The 17,486-nt window shown below is 67.0% G+C and carries 17 protein-coding genes; 6 read left to right on the top strand and 11 right to left on the bottom strand.

The window, feature by feature from the left end; translation table 11 throughout:
* Positions 1 to 78 precede the first annotated feature (78 nt).
* From NU1_RS08445 to sucB, 7 genes are all read right to left on the bottom strand, one after another.
* A complete protein-coding gene (locus tag NU1_RS08445; protein WP_067519093.1) occupies positions 79 to 2,280 on the bottom strand; it encodes an elongation factor G-like protein EF-G2 in 2,202 nt (733 codons plus the stop codon).
* A gap of 496 nt (positions 2,281 to 2,776) precedes the next feature.
* Positions 2,777 to 3,889: a lipoyl synthase gene (gene lipA / locus NU1_RS08440; protein ID WP_170264263.1), complete on the bottom strand. Its 1,113-nt coding sequence runs from the start codon at positions 3,887 to 3,889 to the stop codon at positions 2,777 to 2,779.
* 22 nt (positions 3,890 to 3,911) lie between these two features.
* Positions 3,912 to 4,643: a lipoyl(octanoyl) transferase LipB gene (gene lipB / locus NU1_RS08435; protein WP_067519114.1), complete on the bottom strand. Its 732-nt coding sequence runs from the start codon at positions 4,641 to 4,643 to the stop codon at positions 3,912 to 3,914.
* A 41-nt stretch (positions 4,644 to 4,684) separates the two neighbouring features.
* On the bottom strand, positions 4,685 to 5,239 hold the full coding sequence (locus tag NU1_RS08430) for a GNAT family N-acetyltransferase (protein WP_371859779.1): 555 nt from the start codon (positions 5,237 to 5,239) through the stop codon (positions 4,685 to 4,687).
* Positions 5,240 to 5,286: 47 nt separating this feature from the next.
* The gene (locus NU1_RS41195; protein WP_157552048.1) at positions 5,287 to 5,430 is read right to left on the bottom strand and encodes a hypothetical protein; all 144 of its coding nucleotides are present in this window, start codon (positions 5,428 to 5,430) and stop codon (positions 5,287 to 5,289) included.
* Positions 5,431 to 5,556: 126 nt separating this feature from the next.
* Positions 5,557 to 6,459: a TIGR01777 family oxidoreductase gene (locus NU1_RS08425; RefSeq protein ID WP_067519091.1), complete on the bottom strand. Its 903-nt coding sequence runs from the start codon at positions 6,457 to 6,459 to the stop codon at positions 5,557 to 5,559.
* 3 nt (positions 6,460 to 6,462) lie between these two features.
* Complete coding sequence (sucB, locus tag NU1_RS08420) at positions 6,463 to 8,187, bottom strand: 2-oxoglutarate dehydrogenase, E2 component, dihydrolipoamide succinyltransferase (protein WP_067519089.1); 1,725 nt, start codon at positions 8,185 to 8,187, stop codon at positions 6,463 to 6,465.
* A gap of 361 nt (positions 8,188 to 8,548) precedes the next feature.
* Here sucB and NU1_RS08415 point away from each other — a divergent pair, with 361 nt between their 5' ends.
* Together NU1_RS08415 and NU1_RS08410 are read left to right on the top strand one after the other, a co-directional pair.
* Positions 8,549 to 8,983: a GNAT family N-acetyltransferase gene (locus NU1_RS08415; protein ID WP_067519087.1), complete on the top strand. Its 435-nt coding sequence runs from the start codon at positions 8,549 to 8,551 to the stop codon at positions 8,981 to 8,983.
* Positions 8,984 to 9,133: 150 nt separating this feature from the next.
* Complete coding sequence (locus tag NU1_RS08410; RefSeq protein ID WP_067519085.1) at positions 9,134 to 9,478, top strand: oxidoreductase; 345 nt, start codon at positions 9,134 to 9,136, stop codon at positions 9,476 to 9,478.
* 400 nt (positions 9,479 to 9,878) lie between these two features.
* Here NU1_RS08410 and NU1_RS08405 read toward each other — a convergent pair whose 3' ends face one another.
* Together NU1_RS08405 and NU1_RS08400 are read right to left on the bottom strand one after the other, a co-directional pair.
* Positions 9,879 to 10,358, bottom strand: coding sequence for a thioredoxin family protein (locus tag NU1_RS08405; protein ID WP_067519083.1), 480 nt, complete (start codon positions 10,356 to 10,358; stop codon positions 9,879 to 9,881).
* 393 nt (positions 10,359 to 10,751) lie between these two features.
* A complete protein-coding gene (locus NU1_RS08400) occupies positions 10,752 to 12,257 on the bottom strand; it encodes a leucyl aminopeptidase (RefSeq protein ID WP_067519081.1) in 1,506 nt (501 codons plus the stop codon).
* Between the two features lie 135 nt (positions 12,258 to 12,392).
* On the opposite strand from NU1_RS08400, the gene NU1_RS08395 reads away from it, so the two are divergent.
* Positions 12,393 to 12,935, top strand: a complete 543-nt coding sequence (locus NU1_RS08395; protein WP_067519079.1) for a hypothetical protein — start codon at positions 12,393 to 12,395, stop codon at positions 12,933 to 12,935.
* A gap of 46 nt (positions 12,936 to 12,981) precedes the next feature.
* Positions 12,982 to 13,545, top strand: a complete 564-nt coding sequence (locus NU1_RS08390; protein ID WP_067519077.1) for an RNA 2'-phosphotransferase — start codon at positions 12,982 to 12,984, stop codon at positions 13,543 to 13,545.
* Positions 13,546 to 13,729: 184 nt separating this feature from the next.
* On the opposite strand, the gene NU1_RS08385 is transcribed toward NU1_RS08390, so the two are convergent.
* Positions 13,730 to 14,536, bottom strand: coding sequence for a TetR/AcrR family transcriptional regulator (locus NU1_RS08385; RefSeq protein WP_067519075.1), 807 nt, complete (start codon positions 14,534 to 14,536; stop codon positions 13,730 to 13,732).
* Positions 14,537 to 14,627: 91 nt separating this feature from the next.
* Here NU1_RS08385 and NU1_RS08380 point away from each other — a divergent pair, with 91 nt between their 5' ends.
* Positions 14,628 to 15,245 carry a GNAT family N-acetyltransferase gene (locus NU1_RS08380; RefSeq protein WP_067519073.1) on the top strand — a complete coding sequence of 206 codons (618 nt, stop codon included), beginning with the start codon at positions 14,628 to 14,630 and terminating at the stop codon, positions 15,243 to 15,245.
* 237 nt (positions 15,246 to 15,482) lie between these two features.
* Here the strand turns inward: NU1_RS08380 and NU1_RS08375 are convergent, their stop codons facing one another.
* A complete protein-coding gene (locus NU1_RS08375; protein ID WP_067519071.1) occupies positions 15,483 to 16,130 on the bottom strand; it encodes an alpha/beta hydrolase in 648 nt (215 codons plus the stop codon).
* Positions 16,131 to 16,466: 336 nt separating this feature from the next.
* Between NU1_RS08375 and NU1_RS08370 the strand changes: the two genes are divergently transcribed.
* Positions 16,467 to 17,309: a ParA family protein gene (locus tag NU1_RS08370; RefSeq protein WP_067519110.1), complete on the top strand. Its 843-nt coding sequence runs from the start codon at positions 16,467 to 16,469 to the stop codon at positions 17,307 to 17,309.
* Positions 17,310 to 17,486: the final 177 nt, after the last annotated feature.

Here is a 17,486-nt window from a genome sequence, read left to right as displayed (position 1 = left end):
GGCGACGTCGCGATGCCGACCTCGATCTCGGTGCTGCCTGGCGTCCGCCCGACGCACCTTCAGAGCGCGAGACACCGATCAGCCGTTGGCCTTGGTCTTTTCACGAATCCCGTCCGCCAATTGCGCGGGCATCGATTCGTGTCGGGTGTAGCGCCGGGTGAAGTCGGCGGCTCCGCGCGTCAGGGAACGCAGGTCGATGGCGTAGCGGCTGAGTTCCAGTTCGGGGACTTCCGCGCGAATGGCGGTGCGTCCGCCCCGGCCGAGCGGCTCGGTGCCGAGCACCCGTCCGCGGCGGCCGGACAGATCGCCCAGTACCGCGCCGACGAAATCATCCGGAACCACCACCAGTACCTCGTCGATCGGCTCGACCAGACTGATGCGGGCCGTCGCGGCGGCTTCGCGCAGGGCGAGCGCACCTGCGGTCTGGAAGGCCGCATCGGAGGAGTCGACGGAGTGGGCCTTGCCGTCGTACAGCGTGACCCGCACATCGACCAGCGGATATCCGGCGGCCACCCCGCGCGCGGCCTGGGCGCGCACACCCTTCTCCACGGACGGAATGAACTGGCGCGGAACAACTCCGCCGACCACCTTGTCCACGAATTCGATACCGGAGCCGCCCGGTAGGGGAGCGACCTCGATTTCGCAGATCGCGTACTGCCCGTGTCCGCCGGACTGCTTCACATGCCGTCCACGCCCGGTCGCGGTACTGGCGAACGTCTCCCGCAGGGCCACCTGGTGGTCGATGACATCGACCTGCACCCCGAACCGAGTGCGCAAGCGCTCCAGCGACACATCACGATGCGCCTCACCCAGACACCACAGCACCAGCTGCCGGGTATCCGGATTCTGTTCCAGGCGCACCGTGGGATCCTCGGCGACCAACCGGCCCAGGCTCTGGGAGAGCTTGTCCTCATCCGCTTTCGAGTGCGCCGCAATCGCCACCGGCAGCAGTGGATCCGGCATGGTCCACGGTTCGATCAGGAGCGGTGTGTCCTTGGCCGACAGGGTATCCCCGGTTTCGGCCTTGGAAAGCTTGGTGACACAGGCGATATCGCCGGCAATGGCGTGCCCGAGTGGCCGCTGCTGCTTACCGAACGGCGCGGAGACCGCGCCGACTCGCTCATCGGAATCATGGTTGGTGGTCTCGGTCGGCCCGTGCCCGCACACATGGACGGTGTCGTCGGCGCGCAGCGTCCCGGAGAACACCCGTACCAGCGACATTCGCCCGACATACGGGTCGGAGGCGGTGCGGATCACCTCGGCGGCGAGGGGTGCGTCCGGATCGCAGATCAGCGGTGTGGGCGCGCCGCCGGACGGCTTGGTCGCCGATACCGGATGCTCCGCGGGCGTCGGGAATCCGCGCGTGATCAACTCCAGGATCTCCATGGTGCCCAGTCCTTGCCGCGCCCCCTCCGGTGGCGGCGCGGCGACCAGTACGGGATGGAAACTCCCACGTGCGACGGCCTTTTCGAGATCCGCCTCCAGTGTGTCGAGGTCGATCTCCTCGCCGCTGATGTAGCGGTCCATGAGGGTTTCGTCCTCGCTCTCGGCGATGATGCCCTCGATGAGCCGATTGCGTGCCTCCTCGAGCTGTTCCAATTGCTCAGGGGAGGCCGGAGTTTCGATCTGCTCGCCGGTCGAGTAGTCGTACACGTGCTGTGACAGCAGGTCGATCAGCCCCACCACCGGTCGATGCCCGTCGCTGGCCTTCGCACCGTACACCGGAAGGTGCAGCGGCAGTACGGATTCACTCGCGCCGTCGCCCAGGATCTCGCGGCAGGTCTCGGTCATTTCCTCGAAATCCGCACGCGCCGTATCGAGATGGGTGATCACAATGGCGCGCGGCATGCCGACCCGTGCGCATTCGTCCCATACCGCCGATGTCGGCCCGCTCACCCCCTCCACCCCGACCGCGGCCGACAAAATGAAAAGGGCCGCGTCCGCTGCTCGCAGACCGGCCCGCAATTCCCCGACGAAATCCGCGTATCCGGGGGTATCCAAGAGGTTGATCTTGTACCGCTCCCAGGCCATCGGTACCACCGACAATTGCACCGACCGATGCTGTCGCTGCTCGATATCGTCGTAGTCCGACACCGAGGTGCCGTCCTCCACCCTCCCGCATCTGGGCACCGCCCCCGTGGCCACCGCCAGGGCCTCGACCAGCGTGGTCTTCCCCGACCCGCTGTGGCCCACCAGCACCACATTGCGTATGTCCTCCGGCCGCTCGGCCGTAATCGCTCTGCCGTTGGCGCCTGTCGACGCACTCGTCTTCTCGACCATCTGGCTCGCTCCCCTGGTCGCCACGTCCGGGTCCTTCGAGCTTCCCACCAGGCGGGGTTTGGCGTCCACGATTCGCGCGATAAGGGGCTATCGGACGAGCGATCGCCGGCCAATCCGCAATCGCGAAATGCCTGCCAACGGCAGACAGCTATCGGCGGCGAGTGTAAAGTCGAACTGTCACGGAAGTGATGGCGGAGAGGACAGGACGTCGCTGTGTACGACGCCCTGCCCGACGGGTCAGTTGGCCAGCAACCGCCGGACCAACCAGACGAGCGCCCCGGCAACCATGGCAATGCCGATTCCAGCGGCAGTCAGGCTGACCGGGGCCTCACTCTTTCGGGAATGTTTTCCCATTGACCCCCACCTCCTTCCTGGGCGCGGCGTGGACCATGTCTGGTGAAACACCAGGCCACCGCCCCGCAGAAGGAGGTGCGGCAACCCTATGACAGGTTGCCGCCGAAATCCTTGGAACGCCCGGGATCCCGGGCGGTCTGTGTCAGCTACCGAAGCGCGCGAGGACGCTGGTGGCCTCCTGCGACGCGGTGCCCTCATTGGCGAGATGCGCCATCTCCGGGGAGATGTCGCGGCCGTGGAACTTCATGGCCTGCGCGTAGAGGCGACCGGCGCGGTAGGAGGAGCGGACCAGCGGCCCGGCCATCACACCGGCGAAGCCGAGTTCGGTGGCGAAGTTGGAGTGCTCGACGAACTCCTCCGGCTTCACCCAGCGGTCCACCGGATGGTGCCGCGGCGACGGCCGCAGGTACTGGGTGATGGTGAGGATGTCGCAGCCCGCCTCGTGCAGATCGCGCATGGCCTCGGTGACCTCGTCGAAGGTCTCGCCCATTCCCAGGATGAGGTTCGACTTGGTGACCAGACCGGCCGCGCGGGCGGCGGTGATCACGGCCAGGGAGCGTTCGTAGCGGAAGGCGGGGCGGATGCGCTTGAAGATGCGCGGCACCGTCTCCAGATTGTGCGCGAGGACCTCCGGGCGGGAGGCGAATACCTCGGCCAGCTGCTCGGGTACAGCATTGAAGTCGGGGATGAGCAGTTCGACGCCGGTGTGCGGGTTGAGTCGCTTGATGGCGTTGACAGTCTCGGCGTAGAGCCACGCGCCGCCGTCGTCGAGGTCGTCGCGTGCCACACCGGTGACGGTGGAGTAGCGCAGCCCCATGGCCTGCACACTCTCGGCGACCCGGCGCGGCTCGTCACGGTCGAGCGCGGTGGGCTTGCCGGTGTCGATCTGGCAGAAGTCGCAGCGGCGGGTGCACTGTTCACCACCGATGAGGAAGGTGGCCTCGCGATCCTCCCAACACTCGAAGATATTGGGGCAGCCCGCCTCCTCACAAACGGTGTGCAGCCCTTCGCGTTTCACCAGGCCTTTGAGTTCGGAGTACTCCGGACCCATGGTGGCGCGGGTGCGAATCCACTTGGGCTTGCGCTCGATCGGGGTCTCGGCGTTGCGGGCCTCGATGCGGAGCAGCTTGCGACCGGCGGGCGCGGCGACGGGTCCGGAGGCGGTAGCCTGCGTAGCCGCGGCGGGCCCCGAGGAAGCCGCTGGGGGTTCAGCCGCGGTCGGGTTATTCGATGTCGGGGTGTCGACGGAGGTCACGGTTTAGACTCTACGCCCGTGATCATTCGGACTTGACGGGCACTGCGGCCGCCGGAGCCTGGGGGCGCCCAACGGTATGCTCAGTCACCGGCAGATCGCCGTCGAGCGCGCGCGTAATCGCCTGCGCGACCAGCGGACGTACCTCGGCGACGGTGACTTCCCGATCCAATTCGCGGCTGAGCGTGGTGACCCCGGCGTCGTGAATGCCGCACGGCACTATCGCCTGGAATCCGTCGAGCGCGGAATTGCAGTTGAACGAGACGCCGTGCAGGGTCACGCCGCGCTGCACCCGCACGCCGATCGCGGAGATCTTGCGCTCGGGCTGGAAGTCGTCAGCGGGCACCCACACGCCCGAACGTCCTTCCACCCGACCGGCATTGAGGCCCAGCTCGGCACACACATGAATGATCGCCTCTTCGATGCGTCGCACATAGGCGACCACATCGACCGGCTCGGCCAGCCGCACGATCGGATATCCGACCAGCTGTCCCGGCCCGTGCCAGGTGATCTTGCCGCCGCGGTCGACCTCTATCACCGGGCTGCCGTCGATCGGCATGTCCTCGGCCTCGGTGCGACGGCCCGCGGTGAATACCGACGGATGTTCCAGCAGCAGCAGCCGATCCTGCCCGATACCGTCGGCGCGTTCGGCGGCAATGGCGCGCTGGCGCTCCCACGCGAGGTGGTAGTCGATGAGGCCCAAATCCTCGATCAGCAGTGGGGTCTCGTCGTAGCGGGCCGATGCGCGGCGGGCCACGGTGGTGGCCGGGGTGCTCGGGGCGCTGGTGGTGCTCTCGCTCACCCCTGCGACGCTACGCCATCGTCGAAGAGCAGTTGCATGAGTGTCAGGTCCATCCAGCGATCGAACTTGTACCCGACCTGTGGCAGCTGTCCGACGATGGCGAATCCGAACTTCTCGTGCAGCGCGATCGAGGTGGCATTGGAGGTTTCGATGGCGGCGATCATGGCGTGCACCGGGCCCCGCCGTGCCCGGACCAGCAGTTCGGCCATGAGCGAGGTCGCCACCCCGCGCCGGTGGAAGCGGTCGGCCACGTACACCGAATTTTCCACCGAGAAGCGGTAACCCGACTTCGGTCGGAACTGGCCGTAGCTGGCGTATCCGGCGACCGAGCCGTCGATCTCGGCGACCAGGATCGGATGGCCGGCGCCGGTGCGGGTCCGGAACCACACCAGCCGCTCGTCCAGATCGGCCGGTTCGGTATCCCAGATCGCGGTGGTCTCGGCGATGGCGGTGTTGTGGATTGCCAGGATCTCCGGCAGATCGCTCTCGCGGGCATCGCGCACCAGCAGGTCGGCAGGTACGAGCACGGCGGGGGAGGGGGCGTCGCTCACCCGCCCACGGTATCCAGCACCGTGGTGTGATGCCGACCTCGCCCGGATCAGCCGTCCAGACAAGCCAGGAATTCGGCGGACGAGTGCAGCTCGGGCACGCATTCGAAGGGATTGTCGAAGCTCGGAATCGAATACCCAGCCGCCAGTACGGCGATTGCCAGGGCGATATCTGCAGCGATGTGTTTAATCATGGCGGTCACGCCTTTGTTCGGCGGCCCCGCGTGCAGCAACGGGTCTGACTACGGCTTCTTCATCATGGCAACTTTTAGGCTACTCCTGATCGGTGGGGCGAAACAGAGGTTCGGCACAGACCGCCGTCAGCCCTCGTCGCGACCGATCGCCGCTGCCAGCGCGGCCCCGATGGTCGGGTGCCGGAAGGCGTAGCCGGCCTCTTCCAGGACCGTGGGAATGGCGCGCGGGCCGTGCAGAATCGCCTCCTGGGCGAATTCGCCGAGGGCCGCCCGCATGGCGAAGGCCGGGACCACCAGCGGGGTGGGGCGATGCAGCACCCGGCCCATCGCCCGATTGAATTCGGCATTGGTGACCGGGGCGGGACCCACCATATTGACCGGACCGGACACGGTCGGATGGGTCAGGGCGAACAGGATGCCGCCGATCTCGTCATCGAGGGAGATCCACGGCATGTACTGGCGGCCATTGCCGAGCCGACCGCCCAGACCGAGTGAGTAGAGCGGCCGCAGCATGGCGAGCATGCCGCCCTGTCGCGACATGACCACCGCGCTGCGCAACAGCACGGTGCGCGCCCCCGCTTCGGCGGCGGGCCGGGTGGCGGCTTCCCAGTCGCGACACAGACTGGCCAGGAAACCCGTTCCCGCGGGGGAGGTTTCGGTGATCACCCGATCGCCGGTATCGCCGCCGTAGTAGTGCGCGCCGCTGGCATTCACCAGCGTCGGAATTCCGGCGGAGGCGACCGCGGCGGCCAATACATCGGTGGGGGTAATGCGGCTGTCGCGCAGTTCCTGCTTATAGCTGCCGGTCCAGCGCCGCCGCCCGATACTCGCGCCGCAGAGATTCACCACGGCATCGGCATCGCGCAGCGCGCGCTGGTCCAGATCGGCTCGGGCCGGGTCCCAGGAGAACTCATCGCGGGCGGCGGCGGGACGGCGTACGAGGCGAATCACCTCGTGCCCGTCGCGGCGCAATGCCGCGACGAGTGCCGTCCCGATCAGCCCGGATGACCCGGCAACCACGACCCTCATGAACTACAGGCCGAGGTCGCCCTCGAACCGCGCCTCTTCCAGCCGGTGCCGGATGGTGCTGAGGAAGCGGCCCGCGTCGGCGCCGTCGATGAGCCGGTGATCATAGGTCAGCGGCAGGAACGCCATCGAGCGGATGCCGATGGCCTCGCTGCCGTTATCGCTGATCACCATGGGGCGCTTGACGATCGCGCCGGTACCCAGCATGCCCGCCTGCGCCGGCATCAGGATCGGGGTGTCGAAGAGCGCACCTTGGGAACCGATATTGGTGACCGTGAAGGTGCCACCCGACAGCTCGTCCGGCTTCAGGCCGCCGTTGCGCGCGCGGTTGGCGATATCGGCGATGGCCCGGGCCAGTCCCGCGAGGGACAGATCGTTGGCATTGTGGATGACCGGGGACAGCAGACCCTGCTCCGTATCGACCGCGATACCCAGGTTGACCACCGAGTGGTAGGTGATCTGCTTGGAATCCATGTCGTAGGAGGCGTTGACGTTCGGGTGCACGCCGAGGGCCTCGATGGCGGCCTTGGCGAAGAACGGCAGGAACGTGAGCTTGACGCCCTCGCGTGCCTGGAACGAGTCCTTGGCCTTGTTGCGCAGCACCGCGATCTTGGTCATGTCGACCTCGTGCACCTGGGTGAGCTGCGCGGTGGTCTGCAGCGACTCCAGGGTCTTGATCGCTGTGAGCTGCCGGATCCGGTTGGCCTTCTGGGTGGTGCCCGGAAGGTGTGCCAGGTCCGGACGCGGGGCCGTGGCGGCGGCCGGAGCGGCGGCAGCGGGAGCCGGTGCGGCGGCGGCCGGGGCCGGGGCCTTCTTGGCTTCCGCGGCGGCGAGGACATCCTGCTTGCGGATGCGACCGCCGACACCGGAACCGGTGATGGAGGACAGGTCCACGCCGTTCTCGGAGGCCAGCTTGCGGACCAGCGGGGTGACGTAGGGGCCACCGTTGCTGGAGGGCTCGTCAGCGGGAGTAGCGGCGGCCGGAACCGGAGCGGGCTTCTGCTCGGCGGGCTTCGGGGCCGGAGCCGGTGCGGCGGGCTTGGGCTCCGCCTTCTGCTCGGCGGCGGGCTTGGGCTCGGGAGCCGGAGCGGGCTTCTGCTCGGCGGGCTTGGAAGCCGGTGCGCCACTGCCGATCACACCGAGCTGGCCGCCGACATTGATCACGTCGTCTTCCTGCGCGGTGATCTCCAGCAGGGTGCCCGCGACAGGCGAGGGGATCTCGGTGTCGACCTTGTCGGTGGAGACCTCGAGCAGCGGCTCGTCGACCTCGACCTTGTCGCCGACCTGCTTGAGCCAGCGGGTGACGGTGCCCTCGGTGACCGATTCGCCGAGCTCCGGCATCTTCACGGAGGTGCCTTCGGCGGGTCCGGAGGACGCGGCAGCCGGCTCGGGCTCCGCGGCGGGTTCGGGGGCGCTTTCGGCCTGAGCGGGCTCGGGCTCGGGAGCCGGGGCTGCTTCAGGAGCGGGAGCTTCGGCGGGCGCGGGAGCCTCACCGGCATCACCGATTACACCGAGTTCGCCACCGACCTCGATCACGTCATCCTCCTGGGCGCTGATCTTGACCAGCACACCGGCGGCAGGGGACGGGATTTCGGTGTCGACCTTATCGGTGGAGACTTCGAGCAGCGGCTCGTCGACCTCGACCGTGTCTCCTTCCTGCTTCAGCCACCTGGTCACAGTGCCCTCGGTGACGCTCTCACCAAGAGCTGGCATCTGGACGGAGAAGGCCATGTCTGTTGACTCCTCTGACTGCTCGTCGGGTTAAACAGTTGTCTCGCGGCGATCACCCACCGCGGGTCGCGGCGAGGTCTCGTCAGCCACCGATCGTTCTGTGGCGCCGGAGATCCGTAGGTTGTTGTTCCAGCTACCCATCCTTGCACTACTGCGCGTGCGGCGTGTCACAGGGCGGCTGATGAACAGACCTCGCGATGTCGGCGCGGCGGCGGTGAGCGGTGGGCCGGCGCGGCGAACTGGGTTGATAGCCGATATGTCGTGTCGCATGTCACCGAAGAAGAATGTTTCGCGCCCGCGTTCGTGGGGGCCGCCGGAAAACTGGTCGACGCCCGAGTGCCCGGCGAGGCAACCTCGGTTCATGACCGACGCACCGGAACTGGCCCCGGGATATGAGATCTCCACCGATACCGATCGCATCGACGCCGAGCGGGTGCACCGTTGGATGTCGACCGATGCGTACTGGGCGCAGGGGCGGGCGCGGGAGCATCAGGATCGGGCGATCGCGGGGTCGCTGAACTTCGGGGTGTACGAGACGGTTTCGGGGGAGCAGGTGGCCTATGCCCGGGTGATCACCGATATGGCGACCTTCGCGTGGCTGTGCGATGTGTACGTCGATAGTTCGGTGCGGGGCAATGGTGTCGGCACGGCGCTGGTCGAGGCCGTGCGTGAACGTTTGCGGCCGCACGGGCTGCGTCGGATCCTGCTCGCCACCCATGATGCGCATGGTGTTTACCGGAAGCTCGGGTTCGGGCCGCTCGCGAAGCCGGACGAATGGATGGCGCTCGAATTCTGAGGCGGTCGGCCGGGATCGATTCGCCGCCGCGCCGCGCCGCGTCTGTGTAGTCGCTGAGGACTCGGTCGCCTGGCCGCCACGCAAACCTTTCAACTGGCATTATCGAAAGAGAAATACTGGATTCCCGGGCTCCGCGGAGGAGGTTGTCGGATGGGTTTCCTGGATCGGGTTCGTCGTACCGCTCGCGGGCGGGTCGACGGCTCCACCATCGCGTATCTGCGCGAGTGGATGAGCGCACGCCGGGGCGTGGAAGCGTTCGTCGAACCGCGCACGACGGTCACCGATGTCACGGTCGTGCTGGTGGCCCACGACGGTGAGTGGACGCGACGCGTCGTGGGCGAGCGTGGTGCGCAACGGCTTTCCCGCGATCTCGGCATACCGGTGTACGACGTGCGCCTGGTCGGGTATCCGCAGCGCATGCGCGATCACGATGCCCGTCGGCGCATCGAACGGCGGCGCGCCAGGCTCGCGGAGGACGGGGTGGACGGCGGATAGCTGTCCGCCGTAGCTCCGTGTGGTGCCGACCGACGGCGCACCGGCACCCTCGGGGTCGCACCGGCATTCACGAGGTCGCGTCGGCACCCTCGGGGTCCCAACGGCATCCTCGAGGTACCGAGGCCCTGGCCGGAAGTCCTGAGCGCGACTCCCTCCCCGTCATTCCGGCGTGCTTTTGGCCGGAATCCACACCCGAATGGCACCGCGCAGTGCGGATCCCGGTCACGAAGGCGCGCCGGGTTGATGAGGCGGTTCGGTCGCGAAACCGCGGTGCCGGCCGCCCGACTAGCCCCGAGCCGCGCGCCCTTCTCGAGTGTCGGCCGGGAGAGGGTGCGACCTTCGTGCTCACCCGGCGGGCCTATTCGTCGTCGGCCGTGCATGGTGAGCAGCCCGGGCGTTTTCAGCGCGTGCGCAGTCCGGGCCAGCCGTACTGCGGTGGCCCGGGGGCCGGTCCGGCGCGGTGCGCGATCGGTGCCGCTGCGGGTTCGGCGGTGGGGGCCTGGCGCTGTCCGGACTGTTGCTGGAGCTGTTCGGCCGCCTGCCGCCGGAATTCGTCCATATCCATCCAGAGGACCTGCTGCACCACCTCTTCCAGCTGTCCGGCGTCCAGGTAACCGGCGTTCTTGTACACCGGCAGGCCTTCGCGGAACGCCATGATGGTGGGGTACCCGGTGAGACCTATGGAGCCGGCCAGGGCCGGTTCGGCATCACCGTCGACGGTGGCGTGCACGATCTGCGGATGCGTTTCGGCGGACGCCTGGTAGACCGGTGCGAAACGTTTGCACCAGCCACACCATTCGGCCCAGAAGTCCACCAGCACTATGTGATTGCTCGTTACCGTCTGCTGGAAGTCGTGCTGGCTCAGCGCACGTAGGGACATCGGAGGAACCTCCCGAAACGGCTCGCACCGAATGTGTCGGCCGAGCCGCCGATCGACGACAGCAGTCCAGGATTATGCCCGACCGGGACCGCTTGTACGACAGCTGGTTCGACCGGACCGCTCGCCGAACCGGAACAGCGGACGGCGGGTGGAGCACCGGGTTGTCGGCAGGGCCGCACGGGCGACCCTGCCGAACCGGACGGTGGACGGTGGGGAGCGCTGACTGAGTTCTCCGCGCGATGCCGCCCGCTTCCGTCATCCGGCGTGCTTTTGGCCGGGATCCACGCCTCACCAACGGTGGATTCCGGCCAAAAGCGCGCGGAATGACGAGAGAGTGGGCGGTTTCACGTGTTCGAGCTTCAGTTATCGGCGGGGCCGTGCGGGCCCCGCCGGTCATTCGGCGGCGATGTCCTCGAGGGTGGTGATGAGGGTGCGGACCGGCACGCCGGTGCCGCCCTTCGGGGTGTAGCCGAAGGGGCCGCCGGTGTTGTACGACGGTCCCGCGATATCGACGTGTGCCCACTGCACGTCCTCGGGCACGAACTCCTTCAGGAACAGCCCCGCCGACAGCATGCCGCCCCAGCGGTGCGGTGCCACATTGGCGAGGTCGGCGATCTTGGAGTTGATATCGGCCCGCAGTTCCGTGGGAAGCGGCATGGCCCAACCGTTTTCGCCGACGCTCTGGGAGATGCGCGCGATCCGGTCGCGGAATTCGTCGGTGCCCATGACACCAGGGGTGCGAGTGCCGAGCGCGACCATCTGCGCACCGGTGAGGGTGGCGACGTCGATGAGGTAGTCCGGTTCGTCCTCGCCCGCGCGCACAATGGCGTCGGCCAGGATGAGGCGGCCCTCGGCGTCGGTATTGATGACCTCGACGGTGGTGCCGCCGTACTGGGTGAGCACATCACCGGGGCGCTGCGCATTCGCCGACGGCATATTCTCCGCCATCGGCACGGTCGCGGTGACAGTCAGCGGCAGACTCAGCCGCGCGGCCAGCAAGGTGGTGGCGACAACCGCCGCCGCGCCCGCCATATCGGAGGTCATATTCTCCATATTGGCGGCGGGCTTGATGGAGATGCCGCCGGTATCGAAGGTAATGCCCTTGCCGACCAGTGCCACCTTCGGATCGCCGCCCGCGTAGGTGATGCGGATCAGGCGCGGCGGCCGCGAGGAGCCCTTGCCGACGCCGATGATTCCGCCGTACCCGCCGGCCTCTAGGGCCTCCTCATCGAGAATCTCGACCTGGAGTCCTGCGGCTTTCGCCAGTTCCGCTGCGCGATTGGCGAATTCGGCCGGGAACAGATCGTTCGGCGGGGTGTTCACGAAATCCCGTGCGGTAGCGACGGCTTCGGCGATCGACCGGGCCCGGAAGAACGCCTCTTCACCGTATGCCGGGTCGGGAACCAGGAACTCGACGCGCTTGACCGGCCCCTCATCCGCTTTCGGCGCGGATTTGGACGACCGGTACGGGGTGAAGGTGTAGGCCCCCAGGTAGAACCCTTCCGCCGCCGCACCGAGATCCAGTCCGGACAGCGTGGTCACCGCGGTCGCGGTCCCGCTCAACGCACGCCCCGCCACCCCGGCCGACTTACGAATCTGCTCGGCATCGACCTTCTCCGCCGCCCCGAGCCCCACCGCGAGCACACTGTCCACGCCCAGTCCGGCGGGCGCGGGAATCCGGGTCAGCTCCTCGGCCTTACCTTTCGCGCCCACGGCCCGCAGCGCGGTCACCAACGCGGCCCGAGTATCGGCATCGAGCACATCGTCGAAGGCATCCGCCGGGGCGATCGCGGGCCCGTCGTCGGAGGACGTGAGTCCGACGACGAGGACATCGGCCTCGCCGATGCTCACGGTGCGTACCAGTTCCGGCCCGAGCGAACGATCTGCAACAGCTGTCATGGCAGCCACGTTACTGGGCACCCCGAGGGCGGGCGTGTCGGGCGCGGTTGCGGCTCGGACACGGCGTGGCTGGGTAGCGTATTCGGTCGCATGGGGCTTTCGGATCAGGACTGACTCGAGCGAAGGGCGCAGACAATGACGTCACCCGGCAGTGAGTACGAGGACATGCCAGCCGATCAGGGGCAGCCGCCACCGCAGGGCGGCCGAGCCGCGCTCATCGGCGTGGTGGTCGCTGCCGCCATCGTCGCGGCCTTCGCGATCGGATTTCTGATCAACCGCTCGGACGATTCCGACAACCAGACCCCGGCCACGAGCACCACCTCGACCACCCCGAACTCGACGACCGCCATCCCCATCCCGCCGCCCATCTCCCCGAGGTCGATCATCGCCCCCCAGCCCACCAACCTCAAACCGACGGCCCCGCAGCCGACACCCCAACCCACCGCCCCCGCCCGCGATATCGGCGACGACTGCTCGCACGGCAATATCGTCGCTCAGTGGGGCAAAACCCCTGACGGCCAGTGGGTTTGCATCCCGCAGGAACAGGGCCGGGACGAGCACCAGGTCGGCGACGACTGCTCCCACGACGGCATCGTCGCCCAGTGGAGCTGGACCGGCGCGAAATGGGTCTGTGTCCCCCAGGAACAGGGTGAGAGCGAAGTCGAACCCGACAACTGATCAACCTCTCGAATCGGACCGGCACATATGGGACCGTGATCTGGTTATGAACGAGAAGGACATGGTCAAACTGTCCAAGCGCCTGTCGAACTGGCTCCGCCACAATCCCGACGCCATCGGCGTGGACCCCGACGAGGCGGGCTGGGTGCCCGTCGACACCCTGCTGCGCCAAGCATCCGCGCACGGCAAACCGCTCACCCGCGCCCAACTCGAAACCGTGGTCGAACGAAACAGCAAGAAGCGCTTCGAATTCGACGAGCCGGGCACCGCGATCCGTGCCCGCCAAGGCCATTCGATCGCCGTAGATCTCGGCTACGAACCCGCCGAGCCGCCACCCGTCCTCTACCACGGAACAGCCGAATCAACCCTCGGGCCGATCACGGCGAAGGGCCTTCTCCCGATGCGCCGTCACGCGGTCCATCTCTCCGCGGAAACGGCGACAGCCCACGCGGTGGGTGCTCGCCACGGCAAACCCACGATCCTCGCTATCGACGCCACCGCCATGCGCCGCGACGGCTACGAGTTCTTCGTCACGGGCAACGGCGTCTGGCTGGTCGCCGAGGTCCCCACGCGCTACCTCGGTCTCGCGGATTCGACCAAGACTTCCTAGCGCGGCGTCAAGAATGGTTGAAGCGAAACTCGTCATCCCGGCATGCTTGTGGCCGGGATCCGCACTCCGCGCCGCATGAGCTGATCGTGATGGATTCCGGCCAACAACACGCCGGAATGACGGAAGGCTCCGCGGCGCCCCACTGGCTGCGGCACCAGCCTCTGAATCGCGTCGCAGCGAGTATTTACGTCGGAAAGTGGCGGATGGCAACGCCGTCGAAGAGTAGGGCCAGGCAGTCGTCGAGTAGCTTGTCGAGATCCATATCGAGGCCGTCGGCGTCGTCTTCGAAGAATTGGAACAGCATGGGGTGGGTGTCGGGGGAGACCAGGGCTATCGTCTCGGCGGCGCGGGTTTCGGCGGTGACGGTGTCGATGGGTGTGCGTTCGGAGTTGAGGAGTAGGGCCAGGCCCTGTACCAGGCCGGAGACCGAGAGGTAGATGGCCAGCATGGTTTCGCGGGTCATGCCGGGGCGGTAGAGGGCGGCGAATGAGCGTTCCAGGTGGTCGAGCAGGGTCGGGCCCATTGGTGGGCGGGTTTGGGCCAGGACGGGGAGCATCCAGGGGTGGCGGCGGTAGAGCTGCCATTCGCCGTGGGCCTCGTAGCTGAGCCGGGTGCGCCAGCCGGTGAGATCTGCTGGCGGCGGGGGAGTTTCGGCGAGCGCCAGTTCGGCCATTTCGGCGAGCAGGGCGTCGCGGTCGGGGAAGTGGCGGTACAGGCTGGTTGTCGCCACACCGAGGTCGGTGGCGAGGCGTCGCATGGAGAGTCCGTCGAGTCCCTCGCGGTCGGCCAGGTCCACGGCGGCGCGAACGATGGCGACCATGGTGAGCCGTTGCGGCCGGACGGGGCGACGGTGCGGTGCGGGCGCGGGGTGCTGGCGGGCGCGGTAGGCGCGGGCCTGACAGGACCGCGAGCAATACCTGCGGCGACGTCCCAGGCTCGGTTGGGTAAGTTCCTCGCCGCAGACCTCGCACCGTGGCCGATCGGATTTCATCACACCACCCAGTGTGACGAAATGTTCGTAAACCTGCCGACCACTCCATACCTTGGCTTTCGAAGACACTGTTCACATCGGGAGGTTGCAGATGGATACGCAGGTGGTGGTCCGCCGGGCGGGCCTGGACGAACTCGACGCGGTGGCGCGGGTGTTCGCCGCGGCGAGCGTCGACGAGGTGGTGTACAGCTGGGTGATGGAGGGCCATCCGGAACTGGTCGAACAATCCGGCACGACGTACGCGACCGAACTGGTCGAGAAGACCATGCGCGACGACGAAGTGTGGGTCGCCGGGACGGGCGACGATATCTGGGCGGTGTCGCTGTGGCAGACCAATGTCACCAGCCTGGATCGCTGTCGGCGGGAAGCCGCCGAGATGGCCGAGCTGTACGCGAGTACACCGATCCAACCGTTCCGGCGGTTGACGGCCTTGACCGGCATGCTCGTCGAACACCATCCCGCCGAGTTCCCGCACCGCTACCTGCACGTCATCGTGACACTGCCGGAGCATCGCGGAAAGGGCGCCGGTGCCGCCATCGTCACCGACCGGGTGAAGGCGGCCGCCGACGCGGGCGTCCCCGCCTACCTGGAGGCCAGCACCGAACGCTCGTCACGCCTGTACGCCCGCTGCGGATTCGCGCTCGAGGGTGAGCCGCTCGTCCTGCCCGAGAACGGGCCGACCTTGCGCCCCATGTGGTTCCGCGGCTGAATCAGCCTCCGTGATGTCGCCCACCACTGGCCGGAATGGCGGGTTGGTAGGCGGCATCGCGCTGAGAACCTGAGCGTGTGCCGAAATACCGCACGTTTAGTGGCGAACCGTCCCGTCATCCCGGCGCGCTTGTGGCCGGGATCCACACTGTGTGGCACGCACTTTCGGGTGTGGATTCCGGCCACAAGCACGCCGGAATGACGAGGGGTGTAAAGCGTCGAACTTCTGACCAAGCGCTCAGTAGTGCGAAACCAATTGCGGCATCCGCGACCGCGTCGTCGAGATGAAGTCGAGCACCGTCTCGGTGACAGCCCGGTGCACCGGTTCGTGTAGCAAATCGTGTCCGGCATTGGCGTATTCGCGCATTTCCACCGTGGGTCGCATCGCTGACCAGGCTCGGATCGGCCCGATCGGTGCCCGGCGGTCGTCGCCGCCGTGCAGCACCAGCGTCGGCACTCGGGGAGCCGGGACGTCCAGTATCGCAGCGCGTTCCGGGGTACCGGTCAGTACGACAGCGGAAACCGAGTCCACCACAGGCGAATCCGACATCATCGCGATCAGGGCGGTTCCGGCACCGAGCGAATGTCCCAGCACTACCAGGGGTACATCCGACTGAGCGTCCCTCACCAGACCGATCAGTCCCAATGTATTCGCAGCTAGGTCATCGATTTCCGCTATGGATCCGGTCTCGCCCTCACTTAGCCCGTGTCCGATGTGGTCGATTCCCCACACCTCGATGCCGTGTCTGTTCAGAGCCCGGCTGAACCGGTGGTAGTCGGCGCTCTGTTGGCCGAGGCCGTGTAGCAGCACGAGAACCGCGGTGGGATGTTCGACCGGCCATCTTCGGTAATGCACCAGGCCGCTCACACCCTCGAAATAACGCATCCGGGGATTGTGTCAGACCCAGGCTGTCCTCACCTGTGCGATGGAACACGATATAGCGCATTATGTTGCAGATCCGCCGGTGTCGTAACCAGCCTTCGTCGGTTCGAGTTACTAGGCTGAGCCGGATCGTTCCGACGGTCGCTGAGGTGAAGGGTTTCGGACTTGGTGGAGTTGCGCGGTGAGGTGTTGCCCGAAGAGCGTGTCCGCTCGGCGGGATTCGCCGCGAACGACGGATTTTCCTGGGAGTGGCCCGATAAGGCCGATCGTGTCCTGCACTTCGAACGTCCGCGACGGATCTGGGAACGTAATCCGTCGCCCGGCCGTAGTCGCCCCTATGTGGTCGCGACCTTCAATCTGAAGGGCGGAGTGGGCAAAACGACCACTACCGCCGCGCTCGCGGAAATCCTGTCCGCCGAATTCGGCAAGCGCGTCCTGCTCATCGACCTCGACCCGCAGCGCAATCTCACCACCATGATGGTCGGCGAAAGGCATGCGGCGGACCTGGATTACGGCGACCACACCCTCGCGTCGGTATTCGGTGATGTCCTCGCCGGTTACCGTCCCCGGGACGCGGCGGAGCTGGTGCAGCACGGAGTTTCCGCCATGCATACGGTCGATTCGGTGGACCTGCTGCCGTCCTCGCTGAAACTCATTGCGCTCCAGGATGATCTGACCCAGGTCAATAGTGTGGATCCGACCGCCATCCTCGCCGATTCGCTCAGTGGGATCCTGTTCAACTATGACTACGTGCTGATCGACTGCCCACCCAGTCTCGGCCTGGTCACTCAGAACGGGCTGCGCATTGCCGACGGCTACGTCATCCCCACCATCCCCGACTTCATGTCGACCTACGGAATCCCCGCGGTGCAGACCAGGATTCGGCAGCTATCGGCCCGATGGGGTTGTCCTATCGAGGAACTCGGCGTCGTGGTCACCAAATACCGCCGCTCCTCGGCGGTACATCAGCGCATCCTCGACGACCTGCGCCGCAATCGCGGACTGCCGCGCCTTTTTCCGACCCGAATTCCGGAGTCGAATCAGATTGCGGCAGCAGCGGAATACATCGATTTCGGCAGTCTGCGGCAGAAGTACGGGACCGGTGGACAATTCCTGGCGCTGCGTGAGCTGACCGACGATTTCCTGACCACCACGAGAATCAAACTGGCCTGGGGGCGATAGACCGCTCCTGCTCGGTGACCATCGCGGGCTTACCGCCGTGAAGCAGCCGATTCTGGCGCCGGTCGGGTCCGCCGCGACCGGAAGGTCGCCCTGGCCTTCGACTTCCTGTGCCCGCATCGCCCGTCGGGTCGCCCGGCCCACGGGCCGCGCACCGTCATTCCGGCGTGCCGGTGGCCG

The sequence above is a fragment of the Nocardia uniformis NBRC 13702 genome (assembly GCF_001613345.1).
GTDB classification, from domain to species: Bacteria; Actinomycetota; Actinomycetes; order Mycobacteriales; family Mycobacteriaceae; genus Nocardia; species Nocardia uniformis.
This window is presented reverse-complemented; position numbering and strand designations above follow the sequence as displayed.